At 33.6% G+C, this 22014-nt stretch carries 18 protein-coding genes and 1 tRNA gene; 15 read left to right on the top strand and 4 right to left on the bottom strand.

Annotated elements, in window-relative coordinates:
- Positions 1 to 6 precede the first annotated feature (6 nt).
- Together BLV35_RS04900 and BLV35_RS04895 are read left to right on the top strand one after the other, a co-directional pair.
- Positions 7 to 675, top strand: a complete 669-nt coding sequence (locus tag BLV35_RS04900; protein WP_091085584.1) for a head GIN domain-containing protein — start codon at positions 7 to 9, stop codon at positions 673 to 675.
- Positions 676 to 694: 19 nt separating this feature from the next.
- Positions 695 to 1375, top strand: coding sequence for a LysE family translocator (locus tag BLV35_RS04895; RefSeq protein WP_091085581.1), 681 nt, complete (start codon positions 695 to 697; stop codon positions 1373 to 1375).
- A 320-nt stretch (positions 1376 to 1695) separates the two neighbouring features.
- Here BLV35_RS04895 and BLV35_RS19250 read toward each other — a convergent pair.
- Together BLV35_RS19250 and folB are read right to left on the bottom strand one after the other, a co-directional pair.
- Positions 1696 to 1766 (bottom strand) — tRNA-Cys (locus BLV35_RS19250).
- Positions 1767 to 1893: 127 nt separating this feature from the next.
- Positions 1894 to 2253, bottom strand: coding sequence for a dihydroneopterin aldolase (folB, locus tag BLV35_RS04890; RefSeq protein ID WP_091085578.1), 360 nt, complete (start codon positions 2251 to 2253; stop codon positions 1894 to 1896).
- 146 nt (positions 2254 to 2399) lie between these two features.
- On the opposite strand from folB, the gene BLV35_RS04885 reads away from it, so the two are divergent.
- The 4 genes from BLV35_RS04885 (at position 2400) to BLV35_RS04870 (ending at position 5780) form a co-directional block, all read left to right on the top strand.
- Positions 2400 to 4502 carry a glutamine--tRNA ligase/YqeY domain fusion protein gene (locus BLV35_RS04885; protein WP_091085575.1) on the top strand — a complete coding sequence of 701 codons (2103 nt, stop codon included), beginning with the start codon at positions 2400 to 2402 and terminating at the stop codon, positions 4500 to 4502.
- Positions 4503 to 4799: 297 nt separating this feature from the next.
- Positions 4800 to 5129, top strand: coding sequence for a YtxH domain-containing protein (locus BLV35_RS04880; RefSeq protein WP_091085572.1), 330 nt, complete (start codon positions 4800 to 4802; stop codon positions 5127 to 5129).
- A gap of 37 nt (positions 5130 to 5166) precedes the next feature.
- On the top strand, positions 5167 to 5517 hold the full coding sequence (locus tag BLV35_RS04875; RefSeq protein ID WP_091085570.1) for a competence protein: 351 nt from the start codon (positions 5167 to 5169) through the stop codon (positions 5515 to 5517).
- Positions 5518 to 5525: 8 nt separating this feature from the next.
- Positions 5526 to 5780: a DUF6327 family protein gene (locus BLV35_RS04870; RefSeq protein ID WP_091085567.1), complete on the top strand. Its 255-nt coding sequence runs from the start codon at positions 5526 to 5528 to the stop codon at positions 5778 to 5780.
- Positions 5781 to 5810: 30 nt separating this feature from the next.
- Here BLV35_RS04870 and BLV35_RS04865 read toward each other — a convergent pair whose 3' ends face one another.
- Positions 5811 to 6794, bottom strand: a complete 984-nt coding sequence (locus BLV35_RS04865) for an SPFH domain-containing protein (RefSeq protein WP_091085563.1) — start codon at positions 6792 to 6794, stop codon at positions 5811 to 5813.
- A gap of 77 nt (positions 6795 to 6871) precedes the next feature.
- Here BLV35_RS04865 and BLV35_RS04860 point away from each other — a divergent pair, with 77 nt between their 5' ends.
- Positions 6872 to 7513 carry an outer membrane beta-barrel protein gene (locus tag BLV35_RS04860; RefSeq protein ID WP_091085560.1) on the top strand — a complete coding sequence of 214 codons (642 nt, stop codon included), beginning with the start codon at positions 6872 to 6874 and terminating at the stop codon, positions 7511 to 7513.
- A gap of 113 nt (positions 7514 to 7626) precedes the next feature.
- Positions 7627 to 9096, top strand: a complete 1470-nt coding sequence (locus BLV35_RS04855) for a hypothetical protein (protein WP_091085558.1) — start codon at positions 7627 to 7629, stop codon at positions 9094 to 9096.
- A gap of 70 nt (positions 9097 to 9166) precedes the next feature.
- On the opposite strand, the gene gltX is transcribed toward BLV35_RS04855, so the two are convergent.
- Positions 9167 to 10672: a glutamate--tRNA ligase gene (gene gltX / locus BLV35_RS04850; protein ID WP_091085555.1), complete on the bottom strand. Its 1506-nt coding sequence runs from the start codon at positions 10670 to 10672 to the stop codon at positions 9167 to 9169.
- Positions 10673 to 10819: 147 nt separating this feature from the next.
- Here gltX and BLV35_RS04845 point away from each other — a divergent pair, with 147 nt between their 5' ends.
- From BLV35_RS04845 to BLV35_RS04815, 7 genes are all read left to right on the top strand, one after another.
- On the top strand, positions 10820 to 14125 hold the full coding sequence (locus BLV35_RS04845) for a DUF4175 family protein (protein ID WP_176980577.1): 3306 nt from the start codon (positions 10820 to 10822) through the stop codon (positions 14123 to 14125).
- Complete coding sequence (gene ybeY / locus BLV35_RS04840) at positions 14122 to 14541, top strand: rRNA maturation RNase YbeY (RefSeq protein WP_091085552.1); 420 nt, start codon at positions 14122 to 14124, stop codon at positions 14539 to 14541. The genes BLV35_RS04845 and ybeY overlap by 4 nt, the downstream gene beginning before the upstream one ends.
- Positions 14542 to 14771: 230 nt before the next feature.
- Entirely contained in the window at positions 14772 to 16643 is a 1872-nt protein-coding gene (gene mnmG, locus BLV35_RS04835) for a tRNA uridine-5-carboxymethylaminomethyl(34) synthesis enzyme MnmG (RefSeq protein WP_091085548.1), read from the top strand.
- Between the two features lie 224 nt (positions 16644 to 16867).
- Complete coding sequence (locus tag BLV35_RS04830; protein WP_091085544.1) at positions 16868 to 17716, top strand: class I SAM-dependent methyltransferase; 849 nt, start codon at positions 16868 to 16870, stop codon at positions 17714 to 17716.
- A 243-nt stretch (positions 17717 to 17959) separates the two neighbouring features.
- Positions 17960 to 18535, top strand: coding sequence for an OmpH/Skp family outer membrane protein (locus BLV35_RS04825; protein WP_091085543.1), 576 nt, complete (start codon positions 17960 to 17962; stop codon positions 18533 to 18535).
- 150 nt (positions 18536 to 18685) lie between these two features.
- Positions 18686 to 20956, top strand: a complete 2271-nt coding sequence (locus BLV35_RS04820; RefSeq protein WP_091085540.1) for a helix-turn-helix domain-containing protein — start codon at positions 18686 to 18688, stop codon at positions 20954 to 20956.
- A gap of 61 nt (positions 20957 to 21017) precedes the next feature.
- Complete coding sequence (locus BLV35_RS04815) at positions 21018 to 21473, top strand: energy transducer TonB (RefSeq protein WP_091085536.1); 456 nt, start codon at positions 21018 to 21020, stop codon at positions 21471 to 21473.
- The last annotated feature ends 541 nt before the right edge of the window (positions 21474 to 22014 follow it).

Raw genomic sequence — 22014 nt, 5'->3', positions numbered from 1 at the left:
AAGAAAATGAAAAGATTATTGATTGTAGCATTTGTTATTGTTGCCCAAATGAGTTGTGGTCAGGTTACAAAAAATTTAGGTGATTTTAGTGATATCAAAGTATTTGATAAACTTAAAGTTGAACTAATTCCATCTTCAGAAAATAAAGCAGAAATTACCGGTAATAGGGAAAGTGAAGTGGAGTTTGTTAATAAAAATGGAGAATTAAAAATAAGAATGCCATTTCCTAAATTATTATCCGGAGATGATATTACTATTAAATTGTATTTTAGAAACATTGAAAGTATCACCGCAAGCGAAGGTTCTTTTGTTTCATGCGATACTAGGTTTAAACAAACAATTATGGATTTAAGTGCAAAAGAAGGGGCACAAATCAATATTGATTTAGATGTTGAAAAAGTAAATGTAAAAGCAGTTACTGGTGGAATTATAGAATTATCTGGTAAAGCTTTAAATCAAGATGTAGTTATTATGTCTGGTGGAAATTTACAATCTAAAGAATTACATACCTCACAAACCTCAATAAACGTTTCTGCGGGAGGAAATGCAGAAATACATGCTAGTAGTCTTGTTGATGCTAAAGTTAAAGCAGGAGGCTCGATTTACATTTATGGAAGTCCAAAACAAATCAATAAAGAAACATTGTTTGGTGGAACCATCGTAGAAAAAAAATAATTTATAGTTATAAATTTTAATGGTAAACGATATTTTATCCGGAATTCCTTGGGGAATTTTCCTAAGTTTTATGATTGGTCCCGTATTTTTTATTTTACTTGAAACAAGTATTATAAAGGGTTTTAGAGCTGCAATAGTTTTTGATTTAGGTGTTATTTTAGGAGATATCGTATTTATTGGTATTGCGTACCTAGGGAGTTACAGGTTAATTCAATCTTTAAAAGACAAACCAGCTCTCTTTATTTTTGGAGGGATGTTGATGTTAGCCTATGGTATTATTTCTTTTATAAGTTTGCGGAAGGAAAAGAAGATCGACACTAAAAAAATTGATAACGAAATCATAAGAAAAGATTATTTTAGTCTTTTTATTAAAGGATTTTTCTTGAATATTATTAATATTGGAGTATTGGGTTTTTGGTTAGCGATAATCATTTCGGTGGGTCCAAAATTAGATATGCAAACTTCCAGAATGGTGACTTTTTTTGCTGCAGTAATCATCACTTATTTATTGGTAGATTGTATTAAAATACTTTTAGCTAAACAGTTAAAAACAAAAATGACTCCAACTAATATCCTTAAAATTAAAAAGGGAATCAGTATTGTTCTAATGGTTTTTGGAATGGTTTTGATAACACAAGGTTGGTTTCCAAAAGAAAAAGAAATGGTAAAAAATGCATTTCAAAAAATAGAGAAAGAATAGTAAATTTTCTCCTTTTATATTTAAACCGCTCTATTGGAGCGGTTTTTTTATGTCTTATAGTCAACAATCATTCCTACTATTTATCACGGTGAAAGCATCTCAGTAAAGCTGCTCACGTATATAGAGACGCTTTCAGCTTGATAAACTAAGCGGGGAAGTTTATGGAAGTATAATGTGTTTTGTTATTAGATTATTTTATATTGATAATTAGTATAAACCTACTTTGTGGAAGTACTAGAGGATTTTTCTCCTACGTCGAAATGACAAGTTTGAGAGTATTAAACATAAAAAAAACCTCCAAGTTTCCTTGAAGGTTTTAGAGGCATCGTGCGGATTCGAACCGCAGTAGGAGCTTTTGCAGAGCCCAGCCTAGCCACTCGGCCACGACGCCATTTGTTGAATGGATGGCAAAAGTACTTAAAAAGTTTAGAGTTTAAAAGTTTAAAGTTTAAAAGTTTTAAAAAATAATTATTTTATGCTTTTAAAATGCGTTTACATTTGCGGTATTTGCAATCGGTTTAGCTTCTGTATTTTTCTAATTCAACAGTAACTGCTTCAACATCACCACCAATAGGAGGATTTAATTTAGAAACAGCCAATAGTATTCTAGAAACTTCGGGAATTTCACCAAACACGCGTGTAATTATTCTTTGTGCCACATGTTCTAGTAAATGGGAACGGATTTCCATTTCTTCGACCACGATTTTATTCAGTAACACATAATCTACGGTATCATTCAAGTCATCTGACTGGCAAGATTTTCTTAAGTCAGTTTTTATTTCCAGGTCAATCGAGTAATCAGAACCTATTTTTCCTTCTTCGATTAGGCAACCATGATAGGAGTAGGTGCGTATATTTTTTAATTTAATAGTTCCCATTTTGAGTATAGTCTTTAATTAGTTTGTTTATTTTTTTATAAAAGTACGAATTATTTAAAATTTATTGGCTTAAAAAGAAATAAGCAAATCCCGTATTCGCTATTTAACCAACAATTTTGATAACTTTGCTTTTTTAATACAACATTATGTCTACAGAAGAAAAATCACTTCATTTTATAGAACAGATTATAGAAGAAAGCTTAACAAATGGTTTTCCAAAGGAGCAACTTCGTTTTCGTTTTCCACCGGAACCAAATGGCTATTTGCATATTGGTCATGCTAAATCAATTTGTTTGAATTTTGGTTTGGGATTAAAGTACAATGCCCCAGTTAATCTACGTTTTGACGATACTAATCCAGCCAAAGAAGAGCAGGAATATGTTGATGCCATAAAAGAAGATTTATTGTGGTTGGGTTTTAATTGGACTGAAGAACGGTATTCTTCTGATTATTTTCAGCAGCTATACGATTGGGCTGTTGAAATGATTAAAAACAATAAAGCTTATGTAGATAGTCAGTCTTCTGAAGATATGGCGATTCAAAAAGGAACACCCACTCAACCTGGAGTAGACGGTCCTTATAGAAACCGATCAATAGAAGAAAATTTAACTTTGTTTGAAGCGATGAAAAATGGCGATTATCCAGAAGGAAGCCATGTTTTACGTGCTAAAATAGATATGTCATCGACAAATATGTTGATGCGTGATCCTTTGATGTATCGTGTTTTACACCGTCATCATCATAGAACTGGGAACGATTGGAAAATTTATCCTATGTATGATTACGCTCATGGCGAAAGTGATTATGTGGAGCAAATTTCGCATTCAATCTGTACATTAGAATTTGTGATGCACCGCGAGTTATACGATTGGTTTTTGGACCAAATTTATGATAAAAATAAGGTAAGACCACATCAATATGAATTCGCTCGCTTGAACCTTAATTACACTGTAATGAGTAAGCGAAAGTTATTGCAATTGGTGCAGGAAAATATTGTTAATGGGTGGGATGATCCAAGAATGCCTACTATTTCTGGTTTAAGAAGAAGAGGGTATACTGCTGCTTCTATCCGTAAATTTTGTGATATCATAGGTGTTGCAAAGCGTGAGAATGTGATTGACGTATCGCTCTTAGAATTTTGTCTTCGTGAAGATTTGAATAAAACTGCGCCTCGTGTAATGGCAGTTTTAGACCCAGTAAAATTAGTGATTACTAATTATCCTGAAGATAAAGAAGAGTCATTAGATGCTGAAAATAACCAGGAAGATGATACTGCAGGTTTTAGAAAATTGCCTTTTTCTCGTGAATTATACATAGAAAGAGAAGATTTTCTTGAAGAAGCCCCGGCTAAGTTTTTCCGTTTAAGTATCGGGAATGAAGTTCGTCTTAAAAATGCATATATCATTAAAGGTGAAAGTGTTGTAAAAGACAGTGAAGGTACTATTACTGAAATTCATGTTACTTATGATGAAGATAGCCGAAGCGGTAGTGGGAGTGAAGCTTCTCAACGAAAAGTAGCTGGTACCTTGCATTGGGTTTCCATAAAACATGCTATTGAAGCTGAAGTTCGTTTGTACGATCGTTTGTTTATTGATGAAGCGCCAGACAGTCATAAAGAGAAGAACTTTTTGGAATTTATGAACACTAATTCTCTTGAAATAGTGAAAGGTTTTGTAGAACCAGGTTTAGCTTCTAGCACCGCTGGAGATAAATTTCAGTTCCAACGTTTGGGTTATTTCAATACAGATAAAGACAGTACCGAAGGAAAATTGGTTTTTAATAAAACAGTTGGACTCAAAGATGCTTGGGAAGAAAAAGGCAAGAAGGAAGCTAATTTATTGATGAATACACAAAAGGAAATCAATAAATATGTTAAAGAAAAAGACCTTTCAAATGCTGATTTGATGTTGGAAAATATCGTTTCAAACATACTAAGTATCGATAATTTTAGTCTGATAAACCAGACGGTTGCTAAAAATGTTAAGAATGACAATAATTCTTTATTGTTTGCCAATTTAGTTTTACTGCACTCTGATAAAGTACAGCCTAAAGATATTGAAAAAGAGGTTTTGACAAAATTATACACGATGTCTTTAAAAAGTCAATTGGCTGCCGTTAGAATTTTAGCAATTCAGAATTTAAGTACGGATGCTGCTAATTTTGATGAATTTACAAATCAACTTGCAGAATTGAAAAATACAGAGAAAAACGAAAAAGTTTCTGATTTATTAAATAACCTAAAGCTCTAATCTATTTTTCTTATACAATAGATTTTAACAATACAAAAACGCCTTTAATGGGCGTTTTTTTATTATTGTAAAAAACTATCAAATATTAGTATTTAATTGTTTTTATATATTAAAAACGACTTCCATATCGCTTGATTAAGCTATTTTTAAGTTTTATATATTAAATAGTATAACTTATACTGTTTTCATTGATTAGTATCCTTTATATAAGTTTTTAATTACTTTTATTGCTTATTAACATGTAAATGTTAATAAAATTTGTATCTTTATATTATTACTAATTAAATATAAAAAATTATGTCAAAGAATACAGGAAATACGATTTTAGCAATTTTAACTGGTGCAGCTATTGGAGCTGGTGTTGGAATTTTATTTGCTCCGGATAAAGGTTCAAAAACAAGAGTAAAAATTAAAGACAGTTATAAAGATGCTCAAAAGGATTTACAAAAAAAGTATGAAGAACTTTCTGAAGAAGTAAAAACAAAGTTCACTAGTACGAAATTTGATTTTGAAGGAAGCTATGATGATTTACTTTCAAGTATGAGTCATAAAACAGAAGATGTAATTAGTTTCCTTGAAAGTAAATTAGCTGAGCTAAAAGAGAAAAACTCAAAACTTCAAAAATAATTAATAAGCTTTAAATTTGAAAATAAATAATTAATGTATGGCATTTGAAGAAATAAAAGAGAATGTTGAAGAAATTCAAGAACAGACGCAAGCGTATATAGAAAATAATCTAGCCTATTATAAATTGCGGACTTTTAAAATGGCAATGAAATCTACGACAACGATTTTAAAGTTTTCTTTGATATTGTTGGGTTTTAGTATGGTTTTGTTATTTCTTTCTTTAGCCCTTGCATTTGCAATTGGAAATTATTTGGATAGTTTTCCTTATGGTTTTCTGATAGTGGGAGTGATTTATCTTCTTGCGACAGGATTATTATTTTTGGTTAGAGATAAGGTAGTGGAAGGACCTCTATTAGAGAAATTTTCAGAAATATTTTTTAACGACTAAACTAAACTATGGGAACTAAAAAATATTCATCGTATGATCAAATTGATAGAGAACTGGAGATTTTAAAGATTGAAAAAGAAATTAGCTATCAAAAAATTATTCTGGGCTATCATAAAACTAAGGAAAGCATTACACCTAAACATTTAGTTAACAATTTGTTGGGTTCCTTTAAAACAGGCTTTAATGGCTCTTATGGCACCATATTAAACATTGCAGTACCATTTGTAATCAAATGGATAATAGATAAAAAAAGAGGCTGTTAGGCCTCTTTTTTGTTATAATAATATGAAGTATTATTCTTCTGTTTCAGAATCCTCTTCGTCTTGAACTTCTATTGGAATGATAGGTTCCGTTTTTGTTTTTGCTTTTCTATTTCCTTTTTTCATGGATTCACCGACCATATTACTAGCAGAGAAGCTTGCCACCATATTGTTTAACATGTCACTACCTGCTTGTGGTGAATTTGGTAATAAAATTAAATTAGAATTAGTATCAGCGCCAATAGCTTGTAAAGTATCGTAATGTTGTGTAACCACAATCAATGCAGAAGCTTCTTGAGAGTTAATTCCAACTCTATTCAGAACATCAACACTTTCTACTAATCCTCTAGCAATCTCTCTTCTTTGATCTGCAATACCTTGTCCTTGTAGACGTTTACTTTCTGCTTCAGCCTTTGCTTTTGCAACAATTCTAATTCTAGATGCTTCCGCTTCAAATTCAGCTACTGTTTTCTCTCTATCAGCAGCATTAATTCTATTCATGGCATTCTTTACTTGAATATCCGGGTCAATATCAGTTACTAATGTGTTGATAATTGTATATCCGTAGGTGGTCATCGCTTCGTTTAATTCTCTTTTTACGGCAATGGCGATATCATCTTTTCTTTCAAAAACATCATCTAATTTTAATTTTGGAACTTCGGCACGAACTACATCAAATACGTAGGAAGTAATTTGGTCATGCGCGTATTCTAATTTATAAAAGGCATCGTAAACCGTTTCTTTGACCACCATAAATTGAACTGAAACTTTAAGTTTGACAAAGACATTGTCTTTAGTTTTAGTTTCGATAATTACATCTAATTGTTGGATTTTAAGATTTACACGTCCTGCAACTCTGTCAATTAGTGGAATTTTCAAATGGAGTCCTGATTGTCTAACGCTGTGAAATTTACCGAATCGTTCGATTATAACAGAAGTTTGCTGCTTCACGGTGAAGAAAGAAGACAGTAGAATAAATAATCCAATAACTAGTAGGATAATTAATGTAATGTTCATAAGATGTATAATTTAGATTAAAAATAAGTGTTAAATTACAAAAAATCTTTAGGTTTGTGAACGTTTAATTCAAGAATATGAAAAAGCTCTATTTTACATCAGTTTTGATTTTGGTTGCATGTACTGTTTTTGCACAATATGGTTATCGGGATTCTAATAGAATAGGGATCTCGTTTGGAGCAAATCAGCTTACTATGAATACTGATAATTTTCAAACAAAGCCGGATTTAGGGTGGAATGCTGGTTTATCTGTAAGAGGTAATTTTTATGATAATTGGGATATGGTCTACGCACTGCAGTTTAGTGAAAATAATTTTTCAGTGGCTACTAGGAAACTCAATGTTCAAAATGTAGATGTTAATTATAAACTGGCTTCGGCTCAGATATCGCTACAGTTGAGTTATATTCTTGTCGAAAATATTTTGAGTGTGGAGTTTGGACCAGTTGTACAAGTGAATGGGAAATTTAAAATTGATTATGAAGAGGAGAATAATACGATTAATGGGACCGCTTTGTTAGCAAAGGACATTGTTGATATCTCTAAATTCAATTTCTATCCAACGGTTGGTATTACGGCTGGAGTGCGTCATTTTAGATTTAATGTTTCCTATCAATATGGAATCAATAACATGCTTGATAATCTTAATACGAAGCAGTTGGGGGTTAATTTTAACGGTAATCCCGGAATACTTAATGGAAATGTGATTTTATATTTATAAGTTAAATTTATAAGAATAATTTTATTAAAAGAGTATGGTAAAATAATTTAAAATCCCTCTAATGATTTACATTTGAGGGATTTTTATTTTTAACTTTAAAACTGAATCTATTTATGAAGAAGCCATTTTTTTATTTTTTAATGCTTTCGAGTCTTTTTGTCAATGCTCAAACAACTATTGTCGAGGAAAGATTCGAAAAAGACAAAACCCCAATGCGTTATCATTATCTACCAAAAAGCGGTAAGATTGTGATTGAAAAGGGTAGTTATGTTTCCATGTCTACTAATAGAAGGATAAATAATATTACTAGCTATGATAGTAATGGAAAAATTGAAATAGTTGCTGATCAATTTGAAATTCCTCAAGCTTATTTTTCAGTTACCGAAAACACATTTAAAGTTGATGAATTTACGCGGGCTGCTGGTGCTAAAAAATACAATTATTATGTAAATGGTAAGCAAACACCATTTATAAGTTATTCAGATGTAGATCGTAATTTTTGGATTTCAAATAAATATAACGTTAATTCAAGTTTTGGTCGTGCTTTTTTTAATGATAAGTACGAGTTGGATATTGTTGATGAAAAAGGAAAGAACAAAGTCATTTTCGAGAAAGATGAGTTCTATTTAGAGACTTTAGATATTTTTTCTAAAGAGAAAAGGATTATTCCCATAGTTAAACCAGATATTAGTAGGTTAGTAGGAAAGGGTTTTATTAATGTAGAAGAGTATTTGGGTTATACAGCAAATATTATTGACAATGACAAATTCGAGATTGTTACTAAGTCCATCTCAAAAGATTACAAATCCTCTATTTTATATCGTACTTTTTATAGTATGGAGGGAAAAAATGTGGGTGAACAAAAGATTGATATTTCTTTACCTAAGGAGTATTTAGCGTATTCTGCTAATAAAGTCGCCCGGATAAATGAAAAATTGACTGGTTTTAAGAATGAAACAGAGTTATTTTTAACTGATATTGGGATTAATGATTTTATAGAGGATAACGTAACTAAAGATGTTTATGTTTATGGCTTGTTTGCCGATAAACCGAAGAAACTTAATGATGATAATTCTCCTATGGGTTATTATATTTTTAAATTTGACAAGGACGGAAATAAGTTATGGGAATCAATAAATAGAATTGAAGATAAAGATGATTTTAACAAAAAAATTCATTTGGTAAAAGTGTTCAGTTCGCTTTCATTTAGTGATAACGAATTATGTATGCAAACGGGTGGTGCGTTTACAAACAAGTATTTTCACTACTGCTATTTAGATAAAAAAACGGGTAATATTGTTAGTAAAGGAAAGATTTCTTACGAAAAAGACAGAATTTATACAATGAGTGGTGATGTGAGACTTTTTCTTTTTTCTTTTTATGAAAACAAGGATTATAAGAAAAAATTATTTGATTTGGATGGTTTAATTGCTATTGATAAGAACAAGAAAGTAGCGGATTATTTGAAAAGCATCAATAATAAAAATAAATTATATTTTAATACGATATTAGGTAATGAAGGAACTTGGTTAATAGAATCAGATAATGAAGAATATTATAAAGTAACTTTCTTTAAAGCGTAAATAATTATTTATTGCTTTCGATTAATTTAAAAACAGAAAAGCCTCCGAATTTATGGAGGCTTTTCTGTTTTTATAAAGTAGTTATAGCTTTTTGAATTCTGCTAATTGTTTCTTCTTTTCCAATGAGTTCTACGATATCAAATAGGTGAGGACCTTTTAAAGCACCAACCAAACTCAAACGGAAAGGTTGCATTACTTTACCCATTCCTATTTCGTTTGTCGTCATCCAATCTTTCACGATAGTTTCGATGTTGACAGAAGTGAAATCAGTTATTTCTTTAAGCACAGAAATCAATTCTTGCATTAATGCTGGTGTTTCTGCTTTCCAGTTTTTTGATGCTTTTTCATCATAGGTTGTTGGAGCAACAAAAAAGAAATCACTCAAATCCCAAAATTCTGAAACGAAATTAGCTCGTTCTTTTATTAGACTTACGATTTTTATCAGTTTATCTTCAGAAGTAGAAATACCTTTTTCAGTGACAATAGGAGTGAAGGCTTTCGCCAAATCTTCGTCTTTTTGCTTGATTAAATATTGGTGGTTAAACCATTTGTTTTTTTCCGGATCAAATTTAGCGCCTGCTTTGTGAACTCTGTTCAAATCGAAAGCTGCTACTAATTCGTCTAAATTATATATTTCTTTGTCTGTTCCATCATTCCAACCCAGTAAGGCTAAGAAGTTAACAACTGCTTCTGGGAAAAATCCTTTTTCTCTGTAACCTGATGAAATTCCTTCTTCCGTTTTCCATTCTAATGGGAATACTGGGAATCCTAATTTATCTCCGTCACGCTTAGATAGTTTTCCGTTTCCAACCGGTTTCAAAATCAAGGGTAGGTGTGCAAATTCAGGTGCATCCCAACCAAAAGCTCTGTATAATAAAACGTGTAACGGCATAGACGGTAGCCATTCTTCTCCACGTATAACATGCGAAGTTTCCATTAAATGATCATCCACAATATTTGCTAAATGATAGGTTGGCATTCCGTCACTTTTAAACAGTACTTTATCATCCAGTAAGCTGGTTTCAAATTTCACATCACCACGAACAATATCTTGTAAATGCAAGGTTTCACCAACTGGAGTTTTAAAACGGATCACATAAGCATCACCATTAGCGATTCTTTCAGCAGTTTCTTCAGCAGAAATTACCAGCGAAGTATCTAGTAATTCTCGATTAGTATGATTGTAAATGAAGGTATTCCCTTGTGCTTCTTGTTCTTTTCTTGCTGCATCTAATGCTTCAGCAGAATCAAAAGCATAATAAGCCCAACCAGAGTTTATTAATTTATCAGCGTATTCTCTATATAAAGGCTTTCTTTCGCTTTGACGGTAAGGACCAAATTTTTCATTTTTCCCTATCGTTTCATCAGGAGAAATTCCTAACCATTCTAATGCTTCCATGATATACGCTTCGGCACCTGGAACAAAACGATTTTGATCAGTATCTTCGATTCGTAGAAAGAAAACACCATTATTTTTCTTGGCAAACAAATAATTGAATAGGGCAGTACGTACTCCGCCAATATGTAAAGGTCCTGTTGGACTAGGTGCAAAACGCACACGAACTTGCTTCGACATTTTTATAAATTTTGATGCAAAGATACGATTTCAATCGTTGAACTGCAGAATTTGAAAACGACATAATTTTAACATTTTTGACATTGATACTTTTTTAACATTTCTTTATTCATATAAATTATTACTTTTATTGGTTATATGAAACAAATGGAAGCTTCAAATAGTATTTATCAAAAGTTAGAAGTATTTATCAGGAAGTATTATACTAATGAATTGATCAGGGGAATTGTACTCTTCATCGGTTTAGGATTATTGTATTTTCTGTTCACGCTTTTCGTGGAATATTTTCTTTGGCTCAAGCCAATGGGAAGGTCTATTTTGTTTTGGACTTTTATTGTTGTAGAAGTGGTGCTGTTATTTCGTTTCATTTTATTTCCAATTTTTAAATTGTTTAAATTCCAAAAAGGGATTGATTATGACCAGGCTTCAAAAATTATAGGAAATCACTTTGCTGATGTCAATGATACGTTGACTAATTTTCTCCAACTAGCGAATTCCGATAAGATGGAGCATTCTTCTGAATTACTTTTGGCTTCTATCGATCAAAAAGCAAATTCTTTGCAGCCAGTTCCTTTTGGCAATGCCATAAATTTTAAATCTAATAAAAGGTATTTGCCGTTTGCAATAGTTCCTATTTTGTTTTTTCTATTCTTTTATTTGTCTGGTAATAGTGCTGTGATTTCTCAGAGTTTAAATCGTGTAGTTCATTTTAATGATAGCTTTTTACCGCCTGCTCCTTTTAAATTTGTTGTGCTCAATAGCAGTTTGCAAAGTGAGCAGAACAAAGATTTCTTGCTAAAAATTAAAACACAAGGAAAAGTAGCTCCAGAAAACGCTATGATTTTCATAGATGGAGAAAGTTATTTTATGGAGAATAGTAAACCAGGTGAGTTTCAATTCAAGATTGCTAAACCAATGAAGGATGTAATGTTTCACGTGGAGGGTAATGCTATTTCTTCAGAAGAGTATAAGTTGATAGTGGTTGCTGTTCCAACGATTTCTAATTTTGAGATGCAATTGAATTACCCGTCGTATTTAAATAAAAAAGCAGAAGTAGTTAAAGGAACGGGGAACGCTGTAATACCTGAAGGGACTAAAGTGACGTGGAAAATTAATTCTTTGGCTACCGAAAATATATTTTGGACGGAAGAAACTATGCGTTTTTCGTTTCAAAAGAACGAAAATATGTTTTCATTGTCCAAAAACATTATTCAAAGCTCAGATTACCAAATCATTACCTCTAATAAACGGGTAAAAGACTATGAAAAACTTAATTATCAGCTTACGGTGATTAAAGATCAGTTCCCTACCATTAATGCAAACTATGCTCCAGACAGTTTAAAGGTAGATAAAAGCTTTGTTTTAGGACAAATGACAGATGATTATGGATTGTCTAGATTACATGTTGTGTATTACCCTAAGAGCAAACCAGACGCTGGTAAACGTGGAACTATACCGGTAAAGACTTCCGGATATGAACAGTTTTTATTTTCTTTTCCGGGTGGACTAGCTGTTGAACAAGGAGTTTCTTATGAGTATTATTTTGAGGTTTTTGATAATGATGCATTACATGGTTTTAAAAGTTCGAAATCTTCTGTGTTTTCTAATCGAATTGGTACCGATGAGGAGAAAAAAAGCGAGCTGCTGCAACAGCAGAATGACAACATCAATAGCCTTCAAAAGTCCTTAAAAAATCAAGACAAGCAATTAACTGAAATTGATAAATTACAAAAGACAGGGAAAGAGAAGGAGCAATTTGAATTTAACGATCAGCAAAATGTAAAAGATTTTATTCAGCAGCAGAAGAAGCAGGATGAGATGATGAAGGAATTTGCAAAGAAGATGAAGGATAATTTGGATGAGTTGAAAACGGTTCCAAAAGACGAATTGAAGGAAGAATTGAAAAAACGCTTATATAAAGCAGATCAAGATTTGGAAAAAAATCAGAAGTTGTTGGACGAGTTAAAGGAGTTAAATGACAAAATAAAGAACGAAGAGTTACTTAATAAACTAGATCAATTTAAGCAGAATAGTAAAAACCAGGTAAAGAATTTGGAGCAGTTGGTGGAACTGACCAAGAAGTATTATGTAGAAAAAAAGGCGGAACAATTGGGAGACAAATTAGATAAGCTCGCAGATAAACAAAATAAATTGTCAGAGAATGAAAAGGAAAATTCTGCGGATAAACAAAAACATATTAATTCAGAATTTAAGAATATTCAGGATGAATTGAAAGACTTGGAGAAAGATAATGCTGAATTGAAATCACCGGTAGATTTACCTGATGATTCTGCTATAGAAAAAAGTATCGCTGAGGATTTAAAGAAAGCGACTGATGAACTTCAGAAAGATAATAAAGCAAAGGCGAAACCGAGTCAGAAGAAAGCTGCTGATAAAATGAAGTCGATGTCTAAGAAAATGACACAAAGTTTAGATGGAAGTGCTAAGGAGCAGATGGAAGAAGATGTAAAAATGTTACGTCAGATATTGGATAATCTATTAGCTTATTCATTGTCACAGGAATATGTGATGGTGCAATTTAGAGGATTGAAGGGTGGTTCTCCAGCCTTCAATAAAAACATTAAATTACAACAAGATTTAAAATTACAATTTAAGCACGTCGATGATAGCTTGTTTGCAATGTCATTACGGAACCCAAAAATTGCTGAGGATATTACGAAAGAGATCGGGAATGTGCATTACAATATTGACAAGTCCTTAGTCAGTTTAGCAGATGCGCAAATACCAAAAGGATTATCGCACCAGCAGTATGCGGTTTCATCCGCTAATAAGCTAGGTGATTTCTTGAGTGATATTTTGAATAATATGCAAATGTCCTTATCTGGTATGGGTGCTGGAAAACCAAAACCAGGAAGTGGACAGGGAATGCAGTTGCCAGATATTATTAAAAAGCAAGATGGACTTGGCGAGAAAATGAAAGAGGGAATGGAGAAAGGGCAGAAGCCTGGTGATGGAAAAGAAGGGAAATCTGGTGAAGGTTCTAAGAAAGGTAAAGAAGGTCCACAAGACGGAGGTATGGGAGAAGGAGATGCGCAAGCGTTATTAGAAATTTACAAAGAGCAGAAACAGCTTCGTGAAGCATTAGAAAACGAATTGAATAAGCAAGGACTTGGGGGTAATGGCAAGAGCGCTTTGGAACAAATGAAAGAAATAGAAAAGCAATTATTAAACAAAGGTTTTAAGAACGAAACGCTACAAAAGATATTGAATGTAAAGCAGGAATTGTTAAAATTGAATACAGCTGTTCAACAACAAGGGGAGGAAAAGAAGCGACAATCAGAGAGCAATAAAAGAGAGTTTAATAATGAATCTAAACCGTTGCCTGACGCATTGTTAGATTATTTAAATAGCATAGAGATATTAGATAGACAATCGTTACCTTTGCGCTCGAATTTTAACCGCAAGGTTCAAGAATATTTTAATAGAAAATGATCGATTTTAATTACGAAAACGAATACAACCTAGACAATGAAGAGGCTGTTGCAAACTGGCTTTCTGCAGTTATTTTGTCTGAGGGAAAGAAAGAAGGAGAAATCAACTACATCTTTTGTGACGACGAATACCTACATAAAATTAATCTAGAGTATTTAAACCATGACACACTAACAGATGTTATCAGTTTTGATTACACTATGGGAAACGAAATTAGTGGAGATATATTTATTTCTGTGGAACGTGTTCAGGACAACGCTACTGATTTTAATGTCCCTTTTGACGAAGAGTTGAGAAGAGTGATGGTTCATGGTGTTCTACATTATTGTGGATACAAGGATAAAGGTGATAAAGATGAGTTGCTAATGCGCTCTAAAGAAAATGAAAAATTAGCGCTGTTCCACGTGGAACAATAGTTTGCTAATTATACTAATTTAGATTTTGTTTCACGTGGAACAAAGTAGAAATAAATTAGTTTTTGGCATGGCGGTTTGAAAATGTTTCACGTGGAACAACTTTGAATGATTCTTTAATCAGATAAGAGTTGTGGCGCAGGAAGCGATAAAATAAATTGAGATTTCAAAAACAGAAACGCTTTTGATGTTGGAATCTCACCCCGAATATCGGGACAAATTCATATAATAAGATGTTTCAAGAAGAATATGATGTAATTGTTGTGGGTGCTGGACATGCTGGTTCTGAGGCTGCGGCTGCGGCTGCGAATCTGGGATCAAAAACGCTGTTGGTTACCATGAGTCTGCAAAACATTGCGCAGATGTCTTGCAATCCCGCTATGGGTGGAATTGCCAAAGGACAGATCGTGCGTGAGATTGATGCGCTTGGTGGGTATTCTGGAATTGTTTCTGACAATACAGCAATCCAATTTAAGATGTTGAACAAATCTAAAGGTCCTGCAATGTGGTCGCCACGTGTTCAAAGTGATCGTATGCGATTTGCTGAGGAGTGGAGAATGATGCTAGAAGGAACTCCTAATCTTGATTTTTATCAAGAGATGGTAAAAGGTTTGTTGATTGAAAACGGAATAATTAAAGGAATCACCACGGCACTCGGAATCGAAATAAAAGCGAAGTCGGTAGTATTAACTAATGGAACTTTCTTGAATGGAATCATTCATATAGGTGATAAAAATTTCGGTGGAGGTAGAGCGGGCGAAAGTGCTTCTCATGGAATTACTGAGGATTTAATTAATGCTGGCTTTGAAGCGGGTCGAATGAAAACAGGAACACCTCCAAGAGTGGATGGACGTTCTTTAGATTATTCGAAAATGAATGAAGAAAAAGGAGATGCTAAGCCAGATAAGTTTTCTTATTCTGATGTAACTACGCCTTTGATTCATCAAAGATCTTGTCATATGACTTATACTTCGTTAGAAGTGCATGATATTTTGAGAGAAGGTTTTGATCGTTCTCCAATGTTTAACGGAAGAATAAAAAGTCTAGGACCAAGATATTGTCCGTCGATTGAAGATAAGATAAATCGTTTTGCTGATAAAGAAAGACACCAATTGTTTATTGAACCAGAAGGATGGAAAACTTGTGAGGTTTATGTAAACGGATTTTCTACTTCGCTTCCTGCGGATATTCAGTATAAGGCGATGCAATCTGTTGCTGGTTTTGAGAAAGTGAAATTCCTTCGTGCAGGATATGCAATCGAGTATGATTATTTTCCGCCAACGCAATTGAAACATACTTTAGAAACGAAGTTGGTTGAGGGTTTATATTTTGCTGGACAGATTAATGGAACTACGGGTTATGAAGAAGCAGCATCTCAAGGTTTGATGGCTGGAATTAATGCGCATTTAAAAGTGCACGAAAAAGCGCCGTTAATTTTGAAAAGAGATGAAGCGTATATTGGAGTGTTGATTGATGATTTAATTACCAAAGGAACTGAAGAGCCTTACCGTATGTTTACTTCAAGAGCGGAGTACAGAACTCTATTGCGTCAGGATAATGCCGATTTTAGATTAACGCCTATGTCGCATGAGATAGGTTTAGCTTCTGAAAAGCGTTTGCGTCGAATGGAACATAAATTGAAAGAGTCGGAGAAAATGGTTTCGTTTTTTAGAGAAACTAGTGTTAGTGTTGCAGAAGCAAATCCAATATTAGAATCAAAAGATACTGCACTAATCACTCAGGGTGATAAATTGTTTAAAGTTTTCTCTCGTCCGCAAATTGATATGGACGATATCATGAAGTTTGATAAAGTGAAAACCTATATTGAAGAGAATGATTTAGATCAGGAAATTCTAGAGCAAGCCGAAATCCAGGTAAAGTATTCTGGTTATATTGACAAGGAAAGAAACAACGCTGATAAGCTGACTCGTTTAGAAGATGTGAAAATCCCAGAAGATTTTGATTACGATAAAATAAAATCAATGTCGATTGAAGCGAGACAAAAGCTTGGTAAAATTCGACCAGTAACTATTTCGCAGGCATCGAGAATTAGCGGAGTTTCTCCAAGTGATGTTTCGGTATTGTTGATTTACATGGGAAGATAAGATATTTGATTTCAGATTAACGATTTTTGATTTAAGATCTTTTTTAAATCTGCAATTAAAAATCGTTAATCTTCATTCTCAAATCATATGTTCCACGTGAAACTACGGCTGAAAGCCCTGTTATTACTAAGGAGCTTGAGTTTTAAAATAATAATAATTTAATATTTGATTTTCAATCTTCATATTTAAACGGATGACTGAAAACGGATGACTGATAACTATAAATGGACATTTCAAATAAAAAGCATTTCCTCACTGTAAAAGATCATTCTGTTTCTAAAGAAACATTTGACTTGTACCACGATGAAACAACGGACATGTTAATTACATATCCGCAGCCCAGTTTAGACAACTTGGGTAAGTATTATGAAAGTGAAGATTACATTTCGCATACAGACGGTAAGCGATCGTTATTTGAAAAGGCATACCATTTTATAAAAGGCATAGCTTTAAAAAACAAGTTGGAGCTGATTAATTCACAACAACCTCAAAAAGGTAGAATTTTAGACATTGGCGCCGGAACTGGAGATTTTTTGGCAGTAGCCAAAGAAAATGGTTGGGAAACAGTAGGAGTGGAGCCAAGTGATAAAGCTAGAGCGATTGCTTTGAAAAAAGCAGTTTCTTTTGTCGAAGACACTTCGGGATTAGAAAGTCATTCTTTTGATGTTATTACAATGTGGCATGTTTTAGAACACGTTCCTAATTTAGATAACCAAATAAAAGAATTAAAGCGATTGCTAAAATCTTCGGGAACTTTAATTGTTGCGGTTCCAAATTTTAAATCTTTTGATGCAAAACATTATGGAACGTTTTGGGCAGCTTATGATGTGCCAATTCATTTCTGGCACTTTTCGAAAAAAGCTATAAAAATGCTTTTCGAAAAAGAAGACATTCAATTAGAAAAAGTACTACCTATGAAATTTGACTCTTTTTATGTGAGTCTGTTATCTGAAAAATACAAAAACGGAAAAATGAATTTTGTTAAAGCCTTTTTTGTTGGATTGCAATCGAATATTAAAGCCAAACAAAATTTCGAATATTCATCCCATATTTACGTTCTAAAAAACAACTAAATCGAATTTAAGATCAATTTAAGCTATGATTTCTTGTTTTATGGGTGTTGTTAATGCTTATTTTGATTTTGCAGCTTATTTAAGCGCTGTTAAAGTCAGTTTTTATAAGAATAAGTTATAAACTCGACCTTTTTAATAATAAAATCTGATAGTATAAATTTTTGCCAATTTTTAAAGTTTTTTAGGATACTCTCTAATTTTTTATATTTTTGCTATAAACACATAAATTCCAAACAAACCAAAATGAAAAAAGTATTATTAATTATCGCAATTTCTATTTCAGTTGTTGCTTGCAACAAAACCGCAGATGTTAAAGAAGTAAAAACAGCTTACGTAGATACTTCGGTATTAATGAAAGAATATACTGAAGCGAAAGATCTTGAAGCGAAATATAAAGCGCAGTCTGAAGAAAAAGGAAGACAGCTAGATGCGGAGATTAAACGTTTCAAAGAAGATGCTGCTAATTTTCAAAGTCAAGCACAAGCAAACGGTCAAGCATGGGCACAACAAAAAGGTGCTGAATTACAAAAAAGAGAGCAACAATTGAGTTATGCTCAACAAGCTTTATCTCAACAATTGCAACAAGAAAGTGGTGCAGAAATGGACACTTTAGTAAGCGGAGTGAAAAAGTTCATCAAAGCATATGGTAAAGAAAAAGGATATTCTTATATCTATGGTACGGGAGATGCAGCATCAGTTTTATATGCTGAAGATAAATACGACATTACAAAAGATATCGTAAAAGCATTAAACGACAAATACAAGTCTGCTGTTAAAACAGAAGAAAAAGTAGAAGATAAAAAAGAAGAAAAGAAATAAACTTCTGTTTTTATAAAATTCAAAAGCCTCCATTCTTTTATTAGAATGGAGGCTTTTTTTGATTATTTACTTATTCACATTGTCGTTATTATACTCTTAGAAATAGCTTACTTTTGTGTTATCAAATCGTTTTTTTAATTTATACGCCCAATGCAAACCGTTTCTGAAGCCGCTGCTTATACCTTACAATTCATCAACCAAACCCAACGGTCTGTTTTTCTAACCGGAAAAGCAGGTACGGGAAAAACTACGCTTTTAAAGGAAATCATTGCCACTACTCATAAGAATACGGTAGTCGTGGCGCCGACGGGTATTGCCGCTTTGAACGCAGGTGGTGTTACGATTCACTCCATGTTTCAGTTGCCGTTTGGTGGCTTTATTCCAGCGTTTGGTGTTGATTCTCAGTTTACAGATACCGTAAAATTTGAATCTAAGGATACTTTGCGTCGCCATTTTAAAATGAGCGGATTGAAGAAATCGGTGATTCGTAATATGGAATTGTTGGTGATTGATGAAGTGAGTATGCTACGCGCTGATTTACTCGATGCCATGGATTACATGATGCAAACGGTGCGCAAGAATGCAACTCCTTTTGGTGGGGTTCAAGTATTGTTTATTGGTGATTTATTGCAATTACCACCGGTAATTAGGGATGAGGAATGGCGTACGCTTCGCAACTACTACAAAGGAAAATTCTTTTTCCATTCTCATGCCGTACAGCAAAGTCCGCCATTGTACATTGAGTTATCAAAAATATACCGTCAAACGGATACCGAGTTCATCTCGGTTTTGAATAATTTACGGAACAATCAGATTACTGCGGCCGATGTTCAGGCGCTGAACAAGTACGTTAAACCTGATTTTGATTTAAAAAACAACAAAGGCTATATCACGCTTACGACCCACAATAACAAGGCCGATGCTATGAACGCACAAGCTTTGGAGGATTTAAAAGGGGAGTTGATTACCTACAAGCCGGATATCGTAGGTGATTTTCCAGAGAAGATTTTCCCGATAGAGGAACGCCTGCAGCTAAAACTTGGCGCACAGGTAATGTTCGTGAAAAACGATCTTTCTTTCGAAAAAAACTATTTCAACGGAAAAATGGGAATTATAAAATCCCTTTCTAGCCAGGAAATTCTGGTTCATTTTCCAGAAGAAGACAAAACCATAGAAGTCGAAAAATACGAATGGCAAAACATTCGTTATAAAATTGATCCTGCGACAAAGGAAATAGAGGAGGAGGTTTTAGGGACTTTTGTGCACTATCCTATAAAATTGGCTTGGGCGATTACGGTGCATAAAAGCCAGGGTTTGACTTTTGACAAAGCTGCGATCGATGTTTCGCAGGTTTTCATGCCGGGACAAGCCTATGTTGCATTATCTCGTTTGCGCTCGTTAGAAGGGCTTATTTTACTATCTCCGTTACGTATGAACGGGATTTCTAACGACCAGGATGTGATGGATTACTCTTTAAATAAGGCTTCCGAAGAATTATTGAAGAACTCGCTGCATTTTGAAACTAAGAATTTCATTCATAACTATCTGATGCACAGTTTTGACTGGGCAGTTTTAGCGCAGGAATGGCGTAATCACAAGTATAGTTATGGCGACAAGTCGGAAAGTTCAGCCAAATCGAAACACGCACTTTGGGCCACAAAGCAAATGGAGGCCATCGATTCCCTTTTGGATCCATCCAAAAAATTCATGGGGCAGCTTAATAAAATTTTCAATAATGAAACCGTCGATTTAATCCATGTTTCCGAAAGGATTCAAGCCGCTTTTGGTTATTTTTTAAAACCCATGGACGAATTGGTTTTTGAAATTCTCTGGAAACTGGAAGAAGTCAAGCGCGTCAAGAAAAGCAAAGCGTATTATGACGAACTGATTGTGCTCGAAGAATTACAGACCAAAGCCGTTTTGCGATTGATGAAAGCCAAACTTTTGATAGAAACCGTTGTTGCCGGTGAAACCATTTCGAAGGAAAAACTAACCTCTGACGAAATCAAAAAATACATCAGTAGAAAAACCGAAGCGATTCAGAACCAGTTTAAGAAAGCAAATGTCACGTTGATTGAGGACGAAGCCGACTTGCAGCGCTATACTTCTAAAAAAGCGACCAAGAAAGCACCCAAAAAATCGACCGTTCAGGAAACCTACGAATTGTGGGTAGAAAAGAATTCAATTGCAGATATTGCCACCATCAGAGTGCTGACAAAACAAACTATTTACTCACATTTTGTCCAACTGATACAAACCAAAGCCGTGTCTATTGCGGAGGTTTTACCCGAGGATAAAATACAGACATTAGCACAAGCTTTCCAAGGATATAATGAGGAATCACTCAATACGCTAATGGAGAAAAACAGTGGTAAATTTACCTGGGACGAAGCCCGAATGTATAAAGCGACCTTGAATTAGAGCTTGTAATCGTTTATCATTTACTTTACAATTAATGGTTTAATAATTTATTAGTGATTTTATGAAAAAGTTATTTAACTCATTTTTTTTGTTTTTTATTGCTTTTTGTTTTGGACAACCCAAATATAAACAGATAATTAATGATTCGATTCAGGTCATTGTTTGCACAGCGCCTAGTGATGATATGAACAATTTAAACGAAGATGTTATTTATAATGTTTTAGGAGTAGAGGTAAAGCCTATTTTTCCTGGAGGATGGATAAAATTGGACGAGTTCGTAAAAATGAATTATCAAGTTCCCCTAATTAACGGTCAAAAAATTAAAGGTAAAATCAGTACAACCGTTACTATAGAAAAAGATGGCAATATTTCTAATATTTCGATAATAAAAGATTTGGGCTACGGTAGTGGAAAAGAAGCAGAAAGAGTTTTAATGATGATGCCCAAGTGGACACCTGCAATGGTAAATGGTAAGCCCGTTAGATGTTTATATGCAATCCCAATTCAGCTGCCTTAGTAACTTTATACACAGCCGAGCCCGCCCGATCGCGCGGAATTGCATTCCGTGCCCGCAAACTAAATCAATACTCTTTTGTTATTTTATAGGGTCTATTTATAACACAGTAGCCTATTTGAAAACTGATTATCCTCGTCAATAGCCCGTATTACGGAGATCCCTCCTTCGTCGGGATGACAAATAGTACCTGATAGTAATGCTTGAATTCTTGTTTTGACTATGTTTAGTTGTTGCTATTCTTCCACCCATTCTCCAGTAATTTGTCTTTCCGACAGAGGAGGAATCTCATCAAATGGCTCCGCAATCCTGTTCGTTAAAGACTATAATCAGAGTCCGTCAACCTTATCTACAATGCACTTATCTTTTTTAAGAAAAACTCTAAAATACACTACTTTTACATCATTAGCTAAACCACTATAATTTTTGGCTTCTCTTTACGGTCACGTAATACAATTTCGTGCTAACGTGTGGTTGATTTATCAATGAGATCTGTTGTAATTAATCATAAAGTAATACCGTATTTGATGTATATTTGATAGTA

The sequence above is a fragment of the Flavobacterium gillisiae genome, from assembly GCF_900107635.1.
Classification (GTDB): Bacteria; Bacteroidota; Bacteroidia; order Flavobacteriales; family Flavobacteriaceae; genus Flavobacterium; species Flavobacterium gillisiae.
The sequence above is the reverse complement of the archived record's forward strand: the minus strand, read 5'-3'. Positions and strand labels throughout refer to the sequence as shown.